Here is a 20,005-nt window from a genome sequence, read left to right on the forward strand (position 1 = left end):
GCCTTCCATGGTACGGGGCGGGAAGGCCTCTCTCCGCCCCGGGTCGGGCACGCTCTACCCGCGGGGGTGTGGCTACACGTAGGGGTTGCGGACGGAGTTGACGCCAGCGTCGGTGGTCTCTGTGAATAACGGCCCCGTCGGCCTGGGCAGCCGCAGGGTGGGCCGGGACGAATGTACGGCGACCAGTCCGGACCCCGGTGCCACAAGCAGCAGGATGGCCATTGCTATCGCACTGACCAGGGCCGCTCCGGCGCACTGGAACGGGCTGGGCTGTCTCGGTGCGGTCGAGCCGAGTTCAACGCTGGTCAGCATCCGTAGTTGTCACGTCTTTGAACGGAGCATTCACTGTTCCGTGACCGTTTTTGCTGTACTGGCAGGGCACCCGCGGTGTTTGGCTGCAATGTGCCGTTTGCTGAGGGATAAGGACTTCATGGGAACGCCAAGACCTTTAGTGGCGAGATTTGCTAGATCTCCGCGGGGGCGCAGCGTGCGTTTGGCTGTGTTGATGTTGCTGGTCGTTGTGCTCATTGTGGTGGTGTACAGCGCACTCTTTCAGTATCTGATGAGCGTGGAGGGGCGTGAGTATTCATGGTCCACCAGCGTGTACTGGACTCTCGTGACGATGTCGACTTTGGGATATGGCGACATTGTCTTCGACTCTGAGATGGGTCCTGTCTTCACCTCGGTCGTCCTCCAGATTCCCGACCAGAACGAGTTGTTTCCGTCGAACGCAGAGTTGCTGCTCATCGGTGAAGACGCTGTCGAGCAACGGTTCGTGGACCGCTACGTGGGTTGAAAAGCATGCCCGGGTAATCAGACGCGATCCGTCGTGGGAGCCTGCTCTCTGAGTGGAACGTTCAAGGCTATTTGGGTTGTCGCTGTCACTGCTTCGAATTTCGTTTGACCATTTGGTGCAGGCAACGGGGGTATTTTCGTGGTTCGTCATCCACGACTGTCAGGAGGCCGTGCCGCATTTAGGCGCTGCTGATTGGTTCCCGGGGCCGGGTAACTGACTGGTGTTCGGTGCTTCCATGCTGTCTCCTTCTCGTGTGCACCAGCCGACTGGACGGTCAACGAGTTCGACGTCCGCGAGGCCCACTGCGCACTGGCTCAGCCAGCATATTGATGAGAGTCCAAAAGGTTGGCCGAAGCAGCAACAGGCATTTGACCGCGACGCGATTAGTGATCCGGGTCGAATTGCGGCCGGGATTTCCCACGCCGTTCCGGGCTTTGATGAACCAAATTCCCACGGCCGACGGCAACGGCGTGGAGATGGCTCCACGGCGTCCCTAGGCTGCCGTCATTGTTCAAAGGGCACGATGACTACGAGTTTTTGCATGCAATGGCTTTCTCAGCGTCCTCGGCAGTGATCGAGCGTTGGGTTGCGGCCACAAGCCAGTGGCTGACATCAGCGGCGTCAACGCGCAATAGCCACTCGGGAACAGAAAGTCGAACTGAACCAGTTCACCCAGCGGTTTCGATTCCTCCAGGCAGCGTCACATTCACGTGACGATGACCCGAACACGAGGGGGCAAATACTCAAGCCTTGCTTCGGGCTGTTCGACGAATTCTGCGAATCATACGGTCTGTTAGGGTAATTTGCGTTGGGCTAACCCATAGTTTCCGCCAGCATGCACATCAAGGCGTTTCTCGCTTTGTCGCTGCGATCGACAAAAGGGCGTCTGTGCGACCGCGAAGGATGGCAAGAATGAGTGAATCCGTAGCTGTCTTCGGCGCCGGCCCGGGGCTGCTGGATAACATCACTTCCGACCTGGATGCCAGAAATGAGTTTCCCCTCAGATTTCGGTTTCCAGACGTCAATCGCACGTTCAGTCGCATCGTAGTTGGAGCGACGTATCGGTGGCATCACGGTTGGCTATTGAGTAGATCGTCTTGTTGGTCGCTGAGGAGGGCTCTCAACAGTGCCAACCATGCCATTGCCAACAACGGTGTGGTTCTGGGCTTGGTGCAGCTTATCGGCGTTCCGAGTGCGCAGCTCGATACCGTCTTGAGCTCCCTATCCGAGGAGGCCGGAACCGCCGCATCGCGCGTTCGAAGAGACCAAAGGCGGAAAGCCACTGTCAACTACCTCGCTTTCGATCAGACTTCTCACCGACGGTTGATTCGAGCGAACGCTCTCGACTACTTGAACACAGACATGGCAAGTGGGTTGGTCAGCGGTAAGTGCGTCCATGCGCACGAACTGCTACATCAGGGTCTGCCGGACGTCTTGAAGCCCTTCGACTCGTAAGTCGAAGGCCAGTTGGTTCGAGACCCCAAGGTTGAGGTGCAGCGGCCTCTAGGAATCGGCCGAACTTGCTTACAAACCGAACGGTTCGTTATGATGAACGAGTGAAACTCGTGAGCCCCGCCCCGCCGTCGAAGGCGACCCCTGCAGGAACCAAGGAATGGCTCGCCCTGAGTGTCCTTGTTCTCGCGGTGACGCTGCTGGCCATTGACGGCACAGTCCTCTACTTGGCAGTGCCTGCTCTGACTGCTGACCTTGCCCCAACGGCAACGCAGATCCTTTGGATCGGGGATATTTACTCCTTCGTGCTCGCGGGTCTCCTGGTCACCATGGGAAACCTCGCTGATCGCATCGGGCGGAAGCGCCTGCTGTTGATCGGTAGCGTGGCTTTCGGACTGGCTTCGGTCACTGCTGCCTTTGCGCCCTCCGCGGAGGTGCTGATTCTCGGCCGCGCGCTACTGGGTGTCGCTGGGGCAACTATCATGCCTTCGACTCTGTCGATCATCAGGAACCTGTTCCATGAACCGATCCAACGAACTCGGGCTATCGCTCTATGGTCTGCCGGTGCCATGGCCGGAGGCGCCGTTGGACCGCTCGTCGGAGGAATCCTGCTGGAGTCGTTCTGGTGGGGTGCCGTCTTCCTCATCAACGTACCGGTCATTATTTTGATTGTCGTTCTCGGGCTTTGGCTGTTGCCTGAATCCCGCAATCCGCGGGCCGGCCACATCGATGTGACGTCCGCGGTCCTCTCGGTGCTTGCGATTGTTCCAGTGGTCTATGCCATCAAGCAGGCCGTGGGCATGGAGATCGATTGGTCGGTGCCTGTTGCAGCATTGGTCGGGATTCTCGCCGGATGGTCGTTCGTGCACCGGCAGAGGCATCTGGAGACTCCCATGGTGGATACCAGTCTCTTCCGCATCCCAGCCTTCCGCGGAGCCGTGGCCGCAAATACGCTTTCTATCTTCGCCTTCTTTGGATTGTTGTTCTTCTTCTCCCAGTACCTGCAGTTGGTCCGAGGCTATTCGCCCTTCTGGGCCGGCCTGGCTGAAATACCGGCGACCGTAGCCTCAATGGCCGTGGTAGCGGTGGTCGGCCTCTTTCTTTCCAAGTTGGGATTGGGCCGCGCTATAGCCGCGGGACTGCTGCTCGGCTCAGTGGGGCTGGTGGCGCTGGGTGTCTCTGAGGGGTTGCCCTCCTACTGGGGCATCGGGATCTCGTTGGCGGTCATCGGGCTCGGGATCGGTTTGGCGATGACGCTGTCTACCGACGCAGTGGTCTCTGCTGCGCCTCCCGAAAGAGCTGGCGCGGCCTCCTCGATCTCGGAAACAGCCTATGAACTCGGCATTGCCTTGGGCATTGCCGTCCTCGGCTCAATCCAGACAGCGCTGTACAGGGCCAACCTGCATATCCCCGCGGAGACACCGCCGGAAGTCGCAGCTTCGGTCCAGGATTCTCTGGCCAGCGGCTCGAGTGCATTACAGGGCCGAAACAGTGAGCTTCTGTCCATGGCGCAGCTGGCGTTCACCCATGGTATGCAAGTTACCTCTTACATCGCGGCCGCCTTACTGGTTGTGGCTGCTGTAGTGGCCTGGCGGCTCATCCCCTCCATCCCCGGGCAGAAAGTCGAACGTGACACCCACTGAATCCACAGCCACTCGGGACAAAGTACGCACCCGCAAGGCTATCCTCGAGGCCGCTGTTCTTTTGATGACCGAACAGGGGGCCGGAGTCAGCCTCGCTGACATCGCCTCGCAGGCCGGCGTATCCAAAGGCGCGTTGACACACCACTTCACGAGCCGCAGCGCATTGGAAGAGGGAATACTCTCTGATACTGCCCAACGGTTCTGGAGTGACGTGCATGCGCACGTCGACTTATCGGAGAACCGGCCAGGCAAACTCCTGCGCGCCTACATTCGGGCCTTGACCACCGATAGCGACACCACGCGCGAGGTGTTCTCACCGTCGTCTATTCTCACGGTCATTGGCAACAACGCAACCGTTCAGCAGTTTCTTGTGCACGATGCAGAGACATGGCGTGGCGCGTTCGGCGCCGACGGGATTGAACCGGGCCTTTCATTGGTGCTACGGCACGCGGCCGAAGGGCTCGCCTCGTGCATCGATACCCCCTACCTCTCTGCGGAGGAACTCGACGTCGCACGCGCGAGACTGCTCCTGATGGCCGAAGCTGATGAAGGCGACCAGGGTACGTCGTCGCGGCTTCCTCCGCACGAGGCGTCACGGTGATGAAGAGGAGAGCCTCACCCACCAAACTTGAGAGGACGGTTCCATGACGCGCGACGCAGTAGCCATTCTCGGAACCGGCCTGGGCATCCTCGACGGTCTCGCTGCGGATCTGCAGGCCCACGGAATGACGGTCCGGCGATCACGTCACCCGCACCAGGGTCGGACCTTCGGCCGCATCGTGTTGGGCGTGGCCTACCAGTGGCGACGAAATTGGCTATCGAACAGTATCTCCCGCTGGAAGCTGAACAACGCCCTAGTCAACGTCGAGGACAGCATCGCCCAGAACGGGATCGTCCTGGTGATGGTCCAACTTATCGGCGTGCCTCCGACCCGGATAGTGGCGGTGATGGATCGGTTATCCGCCATCGCTGAAAACGCCACAGCACGGGCGGTTAACTTCCGTGGCCACGACGCAACGATCAACTTCTTGGCGTTTGACGAGACCACTCAGCGGTCTTTGATTCACCGTCGGGTCTTCAACTACGTCCGTTCCGCCGGCAGAATCACTACCGGAGAGTGTGTCCATTCCTGTGAACTGGAAACCTGTAGTCTCCAAGACGCCTTGAACGGCCACGTTCTATGACAGCGAGACAAATGGACCCTCCTACCGGCCCCGGCCCCCGCCCACCGGGGAGGCCGGTAGACCGGAGTCCAGTGATAGATGCGGCGTTCCGTGTCATCGAGCGCGAGGGCATGATAGTGGCAGTGGTGCGGACGCCATGGACGTCGCTGGTTGCCGCGAGCAACGGCTACTCCCCGGGACTGTGCGGGGCCGCGGCACGCGGTCGCGCGGGCGGTTGCTGAAGAGGTGTGCATCCGGGAGGCACTTGGCGATGAGAAATCTTCGGAAGCTCGAGGAGCCGCGATGGCGGCACGGATTCAGGAGCTCCTGTGAGCGCCCGGCGCGAGGATGATCCTCCTGAGCGGATCATGTCCATCCGTGGAGCGCGAGAGCACAACCTGTGTGATATCGATCTGGACATCCCGCAGGAGCAGGTGGTCGTCTTCGTCGGTCGTTCCGGATCCGGCAAGTCGTCGCTGGTGATGGACACCATCGCGAGGGAAGCCACGCGCCAGCTCTACGACCGCTTCCCGTTGCACGTCCGGCACCGGCTTCCGCGCTCAGAACGTCCTGACGTCGACTCCATGGCGGGCCTCTCGCCAGCGTTCGTCGTGGACCAGTCGAGATATCCCGCGAGCTCCAGGTCGAGCGTGGGCACGCTCCTCGGCGTCGGGCCACTCCTCCGCCTGCTGTACTCGCGAGAGGCTGAGCCCAGTGCAGGCGTCGCCACCACGTACTCGTTCAACTCGCCGAAGGGCATGTGCCCGGCCTGCAGCGGACTCGGGCGCGCGGTCCGGCTCGATCTTGACAAGCTGCTGGACTGCGATCGCTCACTCGAGGACGGTGCTATCCGATTCGCGCCCTGGGCGCCGCACACTTGGCAGTGGCGGCTCTACGGCCATTCCGGGTTCTATGACCCGGCCAAGCCGCTGCGCGACTTCAGCGACCGCGAGTGGCACGATCTGCTGCACGGTTCGGGCCGGAAGGTCATCATCGAGAACGACCCTTCAGGCGTCTGGTACGAGGGCGTAGTCGATCGGTTCGAGCGGCTCTACTTGCGGCGCGACCCTGGCAAGGTAGGGTCCAAAACCACGCAGGCTGTCGCGAACGTCGTCTCGTCGCAGCCCTGCCCGGAATGCCGGGGCGAGAGGTTGAACGAAGCTGCGCGCGCCTCAACCATCGACGGGTTGAACATCGCCGAGATGTCGGCGCTGGAACTCGACGAGCTTCGCATGAGGCTCCAGTCTCGCTCCACGAGGGTCGGGGCATCGCTGGCGAAGCAGATCACATCGGTGCTCGATCGCGCGGTCCAGCTCGGGTTGGGTCACCTGAGCCTCGGACGCACCGCGGCATCGCTCTCGGGTGGCGAGATGCAGCGGATCAAGCTCGCTGGTCTGCTGGGGTCGACGCTCTCCGGTCTCATGTATGTGCTCGACGAGCCTAGCGCGGGATTGCATCCGACTGACTTGCGCGCGGTCCTCTCAACGTTGCGCGCGCTTCGAGACATGGGGAACTCCGTGCTCGTGGTCGAGCACGACGCCGACGTCATTGATGCGGCCGACTACGTCGTGGAGATCGGGCCAGGCGCCGGTGAGGAGGGAGGGCAGGTCATCTTCGCGGGGTCTGCAGTCGACTTCCGCCAGTCCGGGACCACGACAAGTTCGGCTCTGCGAGAGCCGTTGGAGCTGCCAGACCGCCAGCTCGACGGCCAAGACTGGATCTGGGTGAGAAAGGCGTCCGTGAACAACCTGCAAGGTTTCGACGTCGCGATCCCTCGCGCGCGGCTGACGGTGGTCACGGGCGCATCCGGCGCAGGAAAGAGCTCGTTGGTGTTCGATGAGCTCACGGCACAGCACCCTGCCGCGGTCGTGTTCGACCAACGCCCGATGGGGGTAAACGCCCGCTCGACAGTGGCGAGCTACGTCGGTGCCATGGACGAGGTGCGAGCGATAATGGCGCGAGCGACGGGAGAGCGGGCCTCTCTGTTCACCGCCAACGGCGCGGGTGCTTGCCCCGACTGTCGCGGGCGCGGCGAGGTCGAGGCGGATATGGTGTTCGCGGATCCCGTCGTCGAGACCTGCGAAGCGTGCCGAGGGCTTCGCTTCAACGATGAGGCGATGGCGGCCACGGTCGACGGGCTGTCCATCGTCGACGTGCTGCGGCTGAGCGCCGCGCAGGCATCAGTCCGATTCGCCGGAAGTCGGCTCGCGAAGCGCCTCGAGCCACTGCATGACGTCGACCTCGCGCACCTTGCGCTGGGACAGATGACGGACTCGCTCTCGGGTGGCGAACGGCAGCGTTTGCGACTCGCGAGCCGATTGCAGTCGAACGGAGGCGACCTCATGTTGTTCGACGAGCCGACGACGGGATTGCACATCGTGGACGTGCGTCGTCTCATATCGCTATTCCGTCGACTTGCCGGTCGAGGTCACACAGTCGTTGTCGTCGAGCACGATCAGGCCTTGATCGCGGCTGCCGATTGGGTCATCGATGTTGGCCCTGGGGGAGGACGCCACGGTGGGCGCCTACTCTTCGCGGGAACCCCGGTCGATCTCGTCAACGCGGACGGCAGCGCGACCGCCGAAGCGCTGCGCCGGAGGATGCAGCGAGAGGCAGGGCCGGCGGTCGGTCGGCGTTCGTGAATCAGTGCCACGGTCACGTCGAGCATTGTGTCGCGTGATTCGCGATCGGCCGAGTGTGAGGTCGCGGCACTCGTCGCGTCGTACAGCCAGAGGCCGTCCGCGGCGGGCAGCGCGGGCTGCTGTCCCACCGTGAGCGGTCCCCCAGCCCACTTGACCTGGAAGTCGCGGGCTCGGTTGCCGAAATCGGGCCGGTTAGTGCCGTCGAGGTGCATCAATAGCTCGCCGGTGTGAGGCGTGTCGTCGATGATCGATGAAAACATGACGTCCGCCACCCGATCATCGAGGGCGTCTCGCGCGAGTGCAAGCAAAAGAACGCGCGACTGGGGAAGTTATACAGCAGCCCTGCCTGGGAAACTCGTGCCAGTTCGGAAATCGCCTCGAGAGCGGCGTTCGTACCGCGCTCTTGGATCACCTGGCGACTTGCAGGACCGCCCCTCTCGTCCGTTCCGTATTTCGTGGCACTGATTCGTCCGACATGACGTCTCCCACGAACAACATACCGTTCGGTTTGCTAATCCGAACAAACGGTATGTAACTTGGGAGCGACGAAAGGAACGACGTGGACGTGCAGTTGGCGGACTCGACAGTGCTGCTACTGGGGCCGGGAAACAAGCCGGACCGCGTGATCTTGCGTACTCTGACGACCGAAGGTGCGTGGACGTGTGCAACGCAGTCGGAAGCATCAACGACAGACCTCGTCCAGGAGTGCTCGACCGTGACCCGCTGGGTCACTACAGAAGACGAGCTGGATGCCAGGACAGTCGCGCGGCTCACACAGTTCCTCACGGATTGGGGTCGTCCAGCAACGGCGATTGCCAACCAGCGACTCCGTGGCTCGAACGAGTGATCGCCGCGGTCGTCAGACGCAGCGACCCGGGCGCCCGCGTCAATGCCTGACTCGTCGCCCCTGGCGAGATCGACACCGGCACAGCAAACGTCGTCGCATTGCTGCGTTCCGTCTCCACTTCCACATGCCACATGTGGCGGACGTTCATCCCGATGGGCGGCAGCGCCAGCGCCCGTGACTACGCAGAAACCACTCCCTAAGGAACAAGTAATGGCTACTCAGATCGACACTCGCGCGGGCGCACGCGAATGGATCGCGCTCGGCGTCCTCACCCTCGCCGTCACTCTCCTGGCGGTCGATGGAACAGTGCTGGCCCTCGCTGTCCCGGCACTCACCGACAGCCTGGGCGCCACTTCTACCGAAGTGCTGTGGATTGGCGACATCTACTCCTTCGCCCTCGCCGGGCTGCTGGTGACGATGGGAAACCTGGCAGACCGCATCGGGCGAAAGAAGCTACTGCTCATAGGCTCCGTCGGGTTCGGCATCTCCTCTGCCCTCGCCGCGGTCTCGCCCACTCCTGAGCTCCTCATCGCTGCTCGCGCGCTCCTGGGTATCAGCGGAGCAACGATCATGCCGTCAACGCTCGCGCTCATCCGGTCGACTTTCCTCGACGCGAAGCAACGTACCCGCGCGATCGCCGTCTGGGCAGCAGGAGCGACTGCGGGAGCCGCCCTGGGACCCCTTGTAGGCGGGGCGTTGCTGGAGCATTTCTGGTGGGGGTCCGTGTTCCTCATCAACATCCCGGTGATGGTCCTCGTCCTGGCTCTCGGCATCCCCCTGCTCATCGAGTCACGAAACCCCGAGCGCGCGCCGATCGACCTGCTCTCTGCGTTCCTCTCAGTTGCAGCGATCGTGCCGATCGTCTACGCGATCAAGACCGTCGTAAAGGAAGGAGCCACTCTCGGGTTCTTCGCCGGAGCCGTCGTCGGCCTCGCCGCCGGCGTGACCTTCGTCATCCGACAGCGTCGCCTGGCCCACCCTCTCGTCGACATAACACTGTTCGCACGACCCGCCTTCACCGGCGCCGTCATCGCCAACGGCGTGTCCATCTTCGCGCTCAGCGGTCTGCTGTTCTTCTTCTCGCAGTATCTGCAGCTCGTGCGAGGGTTCAGTCCACTCATCGCCGGGCTCGCCGAACTGCCCGCCACAGTCGCAGCAATCCTTGCCGTACTCGTCGTCGGCTGGTTCGTCACACGGCTCGGACGAGGCCGCGCGATCGCAGTCGCCCTGTTCACCACCGCTGCCGGTATGGTCGGGCTCGCGCTTGCAGAGAGCCTTCCCAATTACCTCTGGCTCGGCATTGCGCTCGCCGTAATCGCAGGGGGCATCGCTATCGCCGAAACCATCTCGATCGATACCGTCGTCTCTGTGGTCCCCCGCGAGCGCGCCGGCGCCGCGTCATCCATCGCTGAAACCGCGTACGAACTCGGCATCGCCCTGGGCATCGCCGTACTCGGATCGGTACTCAACGCCGTATACCGGGCCAGCGTCCCTGTCCCTGCAGACCTCTCGACCAGCGACCGTACGGCTCTGACCGAATCCCTCGCTACCGCACGAGGTGCGCTGGCCGATCGGCTCCCGGACGTCTTCGCCGCCGCACAGCACGCGTTCACGGGCGCTATGCAAATCACCGCGATCGTTGCCGCTGCCGTCCTCGCCGTTGCCGGCGTTGTGGCACTCTTGGTCATCCCCTCCACAAAGGGCGACATGGAGAACGTGGAACACTGACATGCCACCGAATAGACGCCCTGGCCTGCTCCACGAACGCGGACGAGGCGCCCGTTTCCTCAGGTACGCAGCTATTCAATCACCGCCTAGCTGAACACATCAGCTACAGAGGCGCGCCGTTAGCGAACGGCATGGTTGTCAGCGTTGAAGAGCTTCAGGACCAGAGGATTTCCGGAGCGGCCACGGCCAGCCTGATCTAGCCCGCGAGTCCATCGGGTCTGTGCCGGAATCGATCGATTCGGGACTGCACGAGAAACGGTGTGTGAGGGTCCGGCCTGCACTGGTATCGTGACCGCCGCCTGCACTCCAGCCTCGGCAACCTCCCAACTCACAAGTTCGAGGCCGGCCACGACGATTAGATCGCTGCGCCCCAGTCCGAGACACACCCCGTAGGCAGACGGCAGAGAAATCGTGACGGTTCTCTCGCACTTTGCCGGTGGTCGGAATAGACTCCGATGGCGTCGGCGAGTCGCAGTGTCGCCGTTGCGACAAAGGAGTGTGCAAATGGCCGCTAGTAACGCTCTCCCTCTTGAGTTGCGTAGTAAAGTCCGGGCGACGTTGCGCACATTGCAGAAGGAACGGGCTTTCGATGTTCTCTTCAGTGGTGGTGTGAGCGAGACTGGCGTGCTTCTGTCGGAGTTCGCTGGGACCCGCAGTGACGTCCTTCAGGGGTTGACCATTGAGCCGGGTTTGGGGGCGGGAGGCCTGGCTGTCGTGACCAGTCGACCTGTCCGGGTCAATCGGTACCGCACTAATCGGGGTATCACACACCATTACTTAAGTGCGATTGTGCGGGAGGGTATTCAGTCTCTGGCGGTGTCCCCGATCGTCGTTCACGGGCGGGCGAGAGGGGTGCTCTACGGCGCGTTGCGCACCTCGACGAATCTCGGGGACCGCTCCTTCACCCTGTTGGAGAGATTTACGGGCCGGCTCAGCCGGGAGCTGGAAGTTCACGAGGGGGCGGACTTCAGGCTTCGCACACTCGACAGCGAGATCGATAGGTTGCCGGGCCAGAGGAGCCTTCGGGAGTCGGAGGCTCTCGCCGAGACATATCTGCAACTCCGCATTATCGCGGCGCAGATCTCCGATCCTGGCCTGCGGCAGCGAATCCACGACGTCGAACACCTCCTGAAGAGTGCCGAGGGGCCGGTGAGGGGTCCCGCTGTTCAGCTGACATCCCGAGAGATCGATGTCCTGTTGTGCGCCAGCGCCGGCTACAGCAATGCCGAGGCCGCTCGGCATCTTGGTCTCAGTCCGGACACGGTCAAGACCTATATGCGCAACCTCATGGCCAAGCTAGCGGTCAAGACCAGGCACGCCGCCGCCGTTCAGGCCCGCCGCCACGGGTTGATCCCGTAGCAAGATCATCGGCTACGAAACGCGCCCCGACGGCGTCCAGAATCACGAATATGAGCGAGAGCTCAGCATCCTATCGAGCGCCGCAACAAGTTCGATGACCCCCGCTTGCCCGAACTATCAAGCGCTGAGGTGATCCCGTCACCGATCAGCATCTTCGGTTGAGTTAACAGTGCACGGGCGATTGACACACGCTGCCGTTCGCCGGCGGAGAGATGCTGAGGATACTGCTCTGCGACGATCGGCGGCAGTGAAACACTCCCCTGTGCCGCAGACACTCGGTGCGTCGCTTCGCGGCCGACGATCATCCTCCGGCCCACAGCTGCTCCTGCGGATTCCTGACCAGGGCAGGGCGTGCGTGTAGAGCTGGCGGGCGTCGGACATCTACTTTGGTGGATCGTGTGTCGTGCGCCACTCTGGTTGGCTGTTTACTACTGCACTCCGAATGATCCGGAAGGGTGAACAATGTCAGACTTGAACGTCCCCCTGACACCGCTACGTTTTTTGGGGCGCGCCGCCGAAGTGCACCCGGGCAAACGCGCTGTGATCGATGGGGATCGCACATGGACTTATGCGCAGTTCGCCGACCACACACAGCAGATGGCCCGGGCACTGCGCGCCAGCGGTGTCCGGGCTGGTGACGCTGTCGCCTTCCTTGGGGCCAACTCAGCTGAGCTGCTCACCGCGCACTACGCGGTTCCGCTGCTCGGAGCGGCCCTGGTTGCGGTCAATTCCCGCCTGTCACCGGAAGAGGTCAGTTACATCTGCAAGCACTCCTCTGCGGTGCTGGTCCTAGGCGATGGCCATCTGCTGGAGCAACTATCTGGGACAGATCTGGCTGGCGTGCGGGAGAGGATAGAAATCCCAGCGCAGGATGGCTCCTCGCGCCAAGCAGGTGGCACCGTCCCGTTTACCGATTTCCTAGCGAGGGCAGCCGGCGACGATACCCAGTATCAGTGGGAGGTTGACGATGAGGACCGTGTTATCGCGATCAACTACACCTCAGGTACCACTGGTCGACCCAAGGGGGTGATGTACTCCCACCGTGGCGCTTACCTCAACGCTCTCGGAGAGGTCTACCACCAAGGATTCGCCGCGGACTCACGTTACCTATGGACGTTGCCTATGTTTCACTGCAACGGGTGGTGCACCACGTGGGCGGTCACTGCCGCGAGCGCCCTGCACGTGTGTCTGCGCGCCGTGCGAGGAGAGACTATGTGGAAGATCCTCGACGAGGAGGAGATCACACACATGTGTGGCGCGCCGACCGTGCTGACGACGCTCGCCTCCGCGCCTCAAGCGCATCGTCTTGAGCATCCGTTGACGATCGTCACCGCCGGCGCCCCGCCCACGCCCACGGTGATCTCCCGGATCCGCGAGTTGGGCGCGCATTTACTCCACGTCTACGGGCTTACGGAGACGTACGGCCCCTACGCCGTGTGCGAACCGCAGCCTTCATGGGCGACTGATCTCGACTCCGAGCAACAGGCCTCACTCCTGGCCCGTCAAGGAGTAGGGATGCTCACTTCCGAGCGTTTGAGGGTGGTCCGTGGCGAACCGAGTCCCGACGGGACACTGATAGACGTGTCCCCAAACGGATCCGAAATGGGCGAACTGGTGATGCGGGGCAACAGCGTGATGAAAGGTTATCTGGGCGACCCGGACGGCACCGCTGATGCCTTCCGCGGCGGATGGTTCCATTCCGGCGACCTAGGAGTAATGCACCCGGACGGGTACGTACAAATCCTGGACCGGGCCAAGGATGTGATCATCTCCGGCGGCGAGAACATCTCAACAATCGAGGTGGAGCAGGCGCTGGCCAGCCATCCCGCCGTGTTCGGGGTCGCGGTGGTGGGAACACCCGATCCCAAATGGGGTGAACGGCCAATGGCTTTCATCGTGACCGACGGTACGGAGATCAGCGAAGCCGAGCTCCTCGCCCATGTCCGGTCCAAGATCGCCTCGTACAAGGTACCCGATCGAATCGAGTTCAGGACTCAACTACCTACGACCTCGACCGGCAAAATCCGAAAAAGCGTTCTCCGAGATAACGCGGGTGACCGGGTAGGTCCCTGAAGCTGTCGAACAACGCCTAGCAAAGCCACAAATCCACCCCACCAATAGCACGAAGACGGATCCCCGCGATCAGGAAAGAGAGATGACATGGCTCTAGTGCCAACTGCCCGAGGCGACGAGATTGACGCCGCTGACATGGGCTTCACGAGTGCTTCGGAGGAAGTTGTCGGTGTTTACCAAATGGAGGTCGATTTCAACTGGCCACATCTGAGCCTGACGGGTTCAGCCGACCCCGCGGAGCAAGAGCAGATTAAGGCGGCTCGCATCAGGAAGGCGGTCGACGCGCTCAACGCGGCAAAGACAGTCGGCGTCGACACGATCGTCGACCGAGTCATCCCGGGCATCGGCAGGAATGTTCCTTGGGTCAAGGAAATCGCCGCGCAGACCGAGGTCAACATCATCGTGGCTACCGGGTGGTACACGTGGAGGGACCTGCCGCCCATCTTCGAGCTGGGACTGATGTTCCCGGACGCTTTCAAGACCGCGCCGCCAAGGCTGGCGGACGTCCTAGTGCAAGACATCGAGGAGGGCGTTCCCGGTACGGGTGTGAAGGCCGGGATCATCAAATTCGCATCCGATCACCTCGGCATTAACGAAGGCGTGCAGGCGATCATCGCGGCATCCGCCGAAGCGCACCGTCGCACCGGGGCACCAATCACGACTCATTCTGCGTCTAAGGGCGATAGGCCGGGCATCCTCAGTATCCAGGACCAGCAAGCTGCGCTCGAGCAAGAAGGCGTCGATCTTCGCCGGATCCAGTTCGGTCACGCTGATTACACGCCGCCAGAGGTTCCGATCGAAGAGTTCGTCAAGGTGCTCGAGAAGGGTTCCTTCATCGGTTTCGACACCGTCGCCTTGGGGCACATCTTCCCCTTCGCCTGGGAGCAGCGGATCAGCCGCATCATTCAGCTCTGCGAGATGGGATATTCAGCCCAATTACTTCTGGGGAACGACGACTATCCCTATACCGACTGCGTACCTGAGATCCCGGAAAGGCAGCTCTACACCGAAGTGAAGCTGAAGGTCGTGCCAGCGCTGTTGGAGCGCGGGCTTTCCGAGGAGCACACGACCGAAATTACGGTCGACAACCCCCGCAGGCTCTTCGAGATGCGCGATCTCGGTACTTACTAGAACCTAGGAGCAGACATGAAAATCATTGTGGAAACCGATGTGACAATGACAACCCGAGACGGCATCCTCCTGAGCAGTGATGTGTACCGGCCGGACGACGGCGGGCGCTACCCTGTCCTTCTCTACCGCACGCCGTACGACAAGTCCACCACGCTCGTGTCGGCGCCTGTCGCAGATCCGACGTGGTTGGCGAGGCAGGGCTACGTGGTGGTCGTCCAGGACTCTCGCGGAACGGGGGCTTCGGAAGGCATGCTCGAGCTCTTCCTCCAGGAGTATGACGACGGCTACGATGCCGTCGAGTGGGCCGCGGTTCAAGACTGGTCTACCGGAAATGTAGGGATCTTCGGTCCTTCCGCGTTCGGCTTCGCGGCGTTGGGGGCAGTTGCGGCAAGGCCCCCAAGCCTCAAGGCGGCCATGGCCTTCGTCGCCGGACCAGACATCTCGCGGTCGCTCTTCACCGGAGGCGCGGGGAGTTTGTTTTGGATCTCGTTCCTTTACGGGTCGGTGATGCCGCAGATCATCCCCCGCCTGGAGATGCCTGAGGACAAGCGTTCCAAGCTGATGGCAACGTGGCTCGAGGGCGTCTCCAACTTGCCTGAGACCCTCGCCCAATTGCCACTCAGCGGCGACGAGCTGTTGGCCGACGAACGGATAGGTGGAACCATCGCGGCAGCGCTCCTCCGAACTTCCGGAAAGGATCGCCTCCCCGAGCTAGAACATCAGCGGTGCCTCGCCGCTAACCCGGAGTGGGCGGAGGTTCCACTGGCAATGATCACCGGCTGGTACGACATGTTCTGTCAGGGAATGGTTGACCTCTATCATGACATCCAAAGTCGACCCGGACACACACTCATGGTCGGTCCCTGGACTCACTACGGCACTTACACCACCTACACCGGCGGGCAGGGCGGGGCGCGGGCATACGTCAAGGCGCCGGGTGGCGCACCGATCTTCGGGCCGAAGATCGTCGAGTGGTTCGATCGCTGGCTCAAAGCCAATACAGCAGAGCGGCAGTCGCCAGATAGCCGTGTTGACTTCTACGTCGTCGGCGAGGACGAGTGGGCGACGACAGCAACGTGGCCACCGGCTGGCGAGACGATCGAATTTGCTCTTGCGAGCTCGGGAAGCTCAGGAACTCTCGCAGACGATGGTCGCCTCACCCTCGCCGAGCCGTCCGGTACAGCCGATTCCTACACCTACGATCCGCTCAATCCCGTCGAAACCCGAGGTGGGGTCAACATGGTTGCGGAGGTTGGGTTCTCCCTGCACCACTCACCTGACGGGATTCAGGACCAGCGGCCGGTCGAGGCGCGCGACGACGTTCTCGTGTACACGTCTGAGGTTCTCGAGGAACCGCTCCGGGTTGTCGGTCCGGTTCGACTAACGATTTGGGCGTCGAGCTCGGCGGACGACACCGACTTCGTCGCCCGCCTGGTCGATGTTGAACCGGATGGTTTCGCGGCCAACGTCACCGAGGGCGTCGTTCGTGCCCGCTACCGCGAGGGCCGAGATGATGCATGGTTGACTCCGGGTGAGCCGACTGAATTCGAGATCTCGCTCGGGGACGTTGCCCACTGCTTCAAACCGGGGCATCGAGTGCGGTTGGACATCACCAGCAGCTCGTTCCCGATGTACTCGCGTAACCTCAACACGCGCGCGATTCCCGAGCAAGCCTCCGCGGACGAAGCGGTGATCGCAGAGCAGTCGGTACATCACGACGGCGACCACCCGTCACGGCTTGCGCTTCACGTCGTGTCAGATATCCAGCCTCTCGGCGTTGGCTTTGTGGACCCGGCCAACCAAGGATACGAGGAATTTTCGAGCTGACCACTCGGTCCGGCGGAAGCGATGTCGATAGCTCGGCGGCGCCCCACTGACGGAAGGATGACTTCTTGACGACGAGCGTCCCACCCGGCCCAGGCGCTGCCGCCACCGGATCCGCACGATTTCGCTACGACCCAGGCGCTGGTCTTGTTCGGGCTCGTCTTCGGCCGCGAGCTTGGGTCAATCAAGCCTGCGGCACCCGCAATCCGGTAGCGGCAGGCCCACTTCCTGACGGTTCGCGGGGCGACCATGAACATCTTGGCCGCCGTGGCGTAAACCCGGCCGTGGGCTACGACGAGTCGAGCGATCCGCAATCGGGCTCTCGGGGTCAGTGCAGCGTTGGCGTGGGACACGAGGGCCTCCGGTCAGTGAAGCGGTGAACTAGACAGCTCCACTTCACTATCGGGGGCCTTCCCCACGTCGCGCTGACACCGCGGATCTGTACCTAATTTCCCGGGCCAGTACACCTGATATGAAGTGATGTGCTGTCAAGGGGTTCGCGGTCCCAGGCTGGGACGCTTGGACCGCTCTTTTCGTACCTGCTGGTCGATGGTCGGGGCTGGCGCGTCGTGAGCGACGGCGTCGTCAGACTGAAATGCGCGGGTTGGGTATCGCAGGACGAGGAGTTCGAAGGTCGCCTCGCAGATGCGGACCTCGATGGTGCTAGATGCGGTCGAAATGGCCTGATGGTCCCGCGGCACCAGGTTGACCGGTTTGCGCTGCCATAGCGACGCAGGCTCGCAATTCACATCGATGCGCTATGGGGAGCGGCTGGCTGAGATCAGTGCGGTGCCCTCGATCGGCACCGTGGGCGACAACTATGACAACGCACTCACTTCAGACCGTGAACGGCTACTACAAGGCCGAGCTAATCCCAGTGAGGACCGCCCGTGGAAGACCGTCGAGGGCGTCGAGCTCGCCACCCTCAGCTGGGTCCACTGGCACAACCAGACCCGCCTGCACGGCTATCTGAATGACGTGCCGGCCGCAGAGTTCGAGGAAACGCTCTACGCTCCGAAACGGACCGACCAAACCTTGGTCGGAATCCAATAGAACGAGTCTCCAACGAGCCCAGGGCGATTTCAGTCCGTGGACCACCTTTCTGCTCGGTGCTCCGGCCTGCCTGTGGGGAGCCGTTGTCATCGGCGTACTCAATGCCCGATTCTGGGCCGGCGAGAAGAAGGCCTGGGTCGGCGCAGAATCCGCGCGAACTGTGCCACAGCGAATCCATATCCGGACGCTTCCCTCGAGTGATTAGGACCGGGCGCACCCGGCTTGCCGGTTGCCTCAGCTTCGAAGATTGCCAGCTTCGGTGCGAATCGACTGCAGTGTTTCCTCGGTCACCATTACGAACTGCATGTTCATGGCAGCTTTTGCTTGATCCCGCGACAAGCCGAATTGGTCCTCCAGTGCCGGTGAGGCGACTCCCGTGGATCGTTTCCGTTCGGGGAGGCCTTACCATCTTCTCTTCGCTGCGAGCACGGGTCAGCTACCGGCCACTTGACTGTCCAACCCCTCTTGACACCCCGTCTAGAGCCGTCGCCAGACTTCCTCGAGGCGGAGTCCTCTCGCTAGCAGCATCACCTGGACGTGATACAGAAGTTGCGACACTTCCTCGGCGAGTCGCTCATCGGATTCAAACTCGGCTGCCGTCCACACCTCTGCGGCTTCCTCGATGATCTTCTTGCCGATGGCGTGCACGCCCGCGTGGAACTCCGCGACGGTGCGGGATCCGTCCGCGTCCGTCGCGATCTTCCGTTCCAGTTCGGCGAATAGCCCCTCGAAGGTCTTCACGACGCAACCGTTGCGAGTGCCCTACGGGTGCGGGCAAGCCATCTACCGTCTTGGCGCTCGACGGTGATGGGGTGTTCGAACGCCGCGGTGACGTGCTCGGTGGTGAGCACCTCCTCGACGAGACCGGCGGCGACCACGCGCCCATGGGAGATGAGCAGCGCGTGGGTGGTCGTCTCCGGCACCTCCTCGAGATGATGTGTGACGAGTACCGAGGCGAGGTCGGCGTGGGATCGGGCGAGTCCGTCGATCGTGTCGATCAGTTGTTCCCGCGCGGCGACGTCAAGCCCCGTGGACGGCTCGTCGAGAAGCATCAATGCAGGCTCTGCGACGAGGCTGCGGGCGATGAGTGCACGCCCGCGTTCTCCTTGGGAGAGGTCCCCCCAGCGCGCCGATGCCATGCCGCCAAGGCCGAGCAACTCGATGAGCTTGGCGACCCGCTGCTGTTGCACTTCGGTGGGGTGCCACCGCATCGGCAGATCGGTGTTGCCCGTCAGCCCCGTGAAAACGACCTGGGCGATGGTCAACGCCGGGCGCAAGGGAAGGCGGGGGTCGACGTGTCCGATTCGGCGTCGCAGGGCCTGGAGTTCGACACGGCCCATCCTGTGACCGAGGAGGTCGATGGTGCCGGAGGTGGGGAACGTCCGCGCGCCGCACATGCCAAGGACCGTGCTCTTGCCTGCCCCGTTCGGACCGAGCACGACCCAGTGCTCACCACGGCCGACACGCACGGAGACGCCTCGTAGGATTTCCCGGTCCTGCCGGCGGAACGTGACCTCGTCTAGGACGATGGCGGCGGTGGCAGAGGTCATGCCAGTGTCTCCTTCACTCCGTTGATGTGAGTCCTGCTCGCGCGGGCGGCTTCCTCTGCGCGGCGGTGCGCGATCGCATCGATGACGACGGCATGGGCCGCGTGATCCTCCTCCGGCGAAGCCACCGGTTGGATCCGCATCATGTCAATCATGGCCTGCCGCACGCGGGGAACGAAGCCGTCGAAGAGTTCCAGGAGCACGTTGTTATGAGAAGCCGCGACGATGGCCCGGTGAACCGCCATGTCCGCCTCGACGTGCTCGATGATGCCCTGCCCTTCGGTGAGGCGTGAGGCATATGCCCGGCGAATCGTCCGAAGGTCTGAAGGGGTGCGCCGGGCCGCGGCCAGAGCGGCCGCTTCGGCCTCGATGGCGAGGCGTGCCTCCAACACCGAGGCGATATCCGCCCGGCGCAACACCAGATCCCAGTCCTCCGGAGCGTCGAGCGCCGTGACGAACACCCCCGCACCCTGTTGCGATTCGAGCACCCCTCGTCCGGCAAGCTGACGCAGCGCCTCGCGGATCGTGGACCGGCCGACGCCAAGCTGCGGCGCCAGAGTGGTTTCTCCGGGCAGCCGGGTACCTACAGGCCACTCGCCTGAGCGGATGCGCGCGAGCAAAAGATCCGCGGCCTGGTCCGTCAGCGTGGTCCGCTTCACCTGCGCCATGCTCCGACACCTCAGCTTTCAATATGTCTGCTTGTCTGAGGAGTTAGAATAGTACACCCGGCTCGTGGTTTCGCATTTT

The 20,005-nt window shown here is 62.5% G+C and carries 14 protein-coding genes and 2 pseudogenes; 11 read left to right on the forward strand and 5 right to left on the reverse strand.

The features are described 5' to 3' along the window. Positions 1–214 precede the first annotated feature (214 nt). The 7 genes from ABD134_RS11565 (at position 215) to ABD134_RS11595 (ending at position 11,630) form a co-directional block, all read left to right on the forward strand. Positions 215–796, forward strand: coding sequence for a potassium channel family protein (locus ABD134_RS11565; protein WP_344229607.1), 582 nt, complete (start codon positions 215–217; stop codon positions 794–796). A 1,556-nt stretch (positions 797–2,352) separates the two neighbouring features. Further along, positions 2,353–3,891 carry an MFS transporter gene (locus tag ABD134_RS11570; RefSeq protein WP_344229609.1) on the forward strand — a complete coding sequence of 513 codons (1,539 nt, stop codon included), beginning with the start codon at positions 2,353–2,355 and terminating at the stop codon, positions 3,889–3,891. Then, on the forward strand, positions 3,878–4,492 hold the full coding sequence (locus ABD134_RS11575) for a TetR/AcrR family transcriptional regulator (protein WP_344229611.1): 615 nt from the start codon (positions 3,878–3,880) through the stop codon (positions 4,490–4,492). The genes ABD134_RS11570 and ABD134_RS11575 overlap by 14 nt, the downstream gene beginning before the upstream one ends. A 43-nt stretch (positions 4,493–4,535) precedes the next feature. Then, positions 4,536–5,075 (forward strand): hypothetical protein, encoded by a 540-nt coding sequence (locus ABD134_RS11580; RefSeq protein WP_344229613.1) that lies wholly within the window; start codon positions 4,536–4,538, stop codon positions 5,073–5,075. 308 nt (positions 5,076–5,383) lie between these two features. Further along, on the forward strand, positions 5,384–7,696 hold the full coding sequence (locus ABD134_RS11585) for an ATP-binding cassette domain-containing protein (protein WP_344229615.1): 2,313 nt from the start codon (positions 5,384–5,386) through the stop codon (positions 7,694–7,696). A gap of 1,057 nt (positions 7,697–8,753) precedes the next feature. Further along, a complete protein-coding gene (locus ABD134_RS11590; RefSeq protein WP_344229617.1) occupies positions 8,754–10,271 on the forward strand; it encodes an MFS transporter in 1,518 nt (505 codons plus the stop codon). 504 nt (positions 10,272–10,775) lie between these two features. Continuing rightward, positions 10,776–11,630 (forward strand): LuxR C-terminal-related transcriptional regulator, encoded by an 855-nt coding sequence (locus ABD134_RS11595; protein WP_344229619.1) that lies wholly within the window; start codon positions 10,776–10,778, stop codon positions 11,628–11,630. Positions 11,631–11,692: 62 nt separating this feature from the next. On the opposite strand, the gene ABD134_RS11600 is transcribed toward ABD134_RS11595, so the two are convergent. After that, positions 11,693–12,025, reverse strand: a complete 333-nt coding sequence (locus ABD134_RS11600) for an ATP-binding cassette domain-containing protein (protein ID WP_344230873.1) — start codon at positions 12,023–12,025, stop codon at positions 11,693–11,695. Positions 12,026–12,092: 67 nt separating this feature from the next. Between ABD134_RS11600 and ABD134_RS11605 the strand changes: the two genes are divergently transcribed. The 3 genes from ABD134_RS11605 (at position 12,093) to ABD134_RS11615 (ending at position 16,661) form a co-directional block, all read left to right on the forward strand. Continuing rightward, a complete protein-coding gene (locus tag ABD134_RS11605; RefSeq protein ID WP_344229621.1) occupies positions 12,093–13,703 on the forward strand; it encodes an AMP-binding protein in 1,611 nt (536 codons plus the stop codon). A gap of 87 nt (positions 13,704–13,790) precedes the next feature. Beyond that, on the forward strand, positions 13,791–14,834 hold the full coding sequence (locus ABD134_RS11610) for a phosphotriesterase family protein (protein WP_344229622.1): 1,044 nt from the start codon (positions 13,791–13,793) through the stop codon (positions 14,832–14,834). Positions 14,835–14,849: 15 nt separating this feature from the next. Then, positions 14,850–16,661, forward strand: coding sequence for a CocE/NonD family hydrolase (locus ABD134_RS11615; protein WP_344229623.1), 1,812 nt, complete (start codon positions 14,850–14,852; stop codon positions 16,659–16,661). An 80-nt stretch (positions 16,662–16,741) separates the two neighbouring features. Here ABD134_RS11615 and ABD134_RS11620 read toward each other — a convergent pair. Beyond that, positions 16,742–17,011 (reverse strand): annotated as a pseudogene (locus ABD134_RS11620) (helix-turn-helix domain-containing protein); the annotation flags it as partial. Between the two features lie 277 nt (positions 17,012–17,288). On the opposite strand from ABD134_RS11620, the pseudogene ABD134_RS11625 reads away from it, so the two are divergent. Continuing rightward, positions 17,289–17,711 (forward strand): annotated as a pseudogene (locus ABD134_RS11625) (transposase domain-containing protein); the annotation flags it as partial. Between the two features lie 477 nt (positions 17,712–18,188). On the opposite strand, the gene ABD134_RS11630 reads toward ABD134_RS11625, so the two are convergent. From ABD134_RS11630 to ABD134_RS11640, 3 genes are read right to left on the reverse strand one after another with little or no spacing between them, the layout of a single operon-like run. Further along, a complete protein-coding gene (locus ABD134_RS11630) occupies positions 18,189–18,452 on the reverse strand; it encodes a phosphoribosyl-ATP diphosphatase (RefSeq protein ID WP_344229624.1) in 264 nt (87 codons plus the stop codon). Next, positions 18,449–19,261 (reverse strand): ABC transporter ATP-binding protein, encoded by an 813-nt coding sequence (locus tag ABD134_RS11635; protein ID WP_344229626.1) that lies wholly within the window; start codon positions 19,259–19,261, stop codon positions 18,449–18,451. Before ABD134_RS11635 ends, ABD134_RS11630 begins: the two co-directional genes overlap by 4 nt. Further along, positions 19,258–19,926, reverse strand: coding sequence for a FadR/GntR family transcriptional regulator (locus ABD134_RS11640; RefSeq protein ID WP_344229628.1), 669 nt, complete (start codon positions 19,924–19,926; stop codon positions 19,258–19,260). The genes ABD134_RS11635 and ABD134_RS11640 overlap by 4 nt, the downstream gene beginning before the upstream one ends. Positions 19,927–20,005 lie beyond the last annotated feature (79 nt).

The sequence above is a fragment of the Citricoccus alkalitolerans genome, assembly GCF_039528175.1.
GTDB classification, from domain to species: domain Bacteria; phylum Actinomycetota; class Actinomycetes; order Actinomycetales; family Micrococcaceae; genus Citricoccus; species Citricoccus alkalitolerans.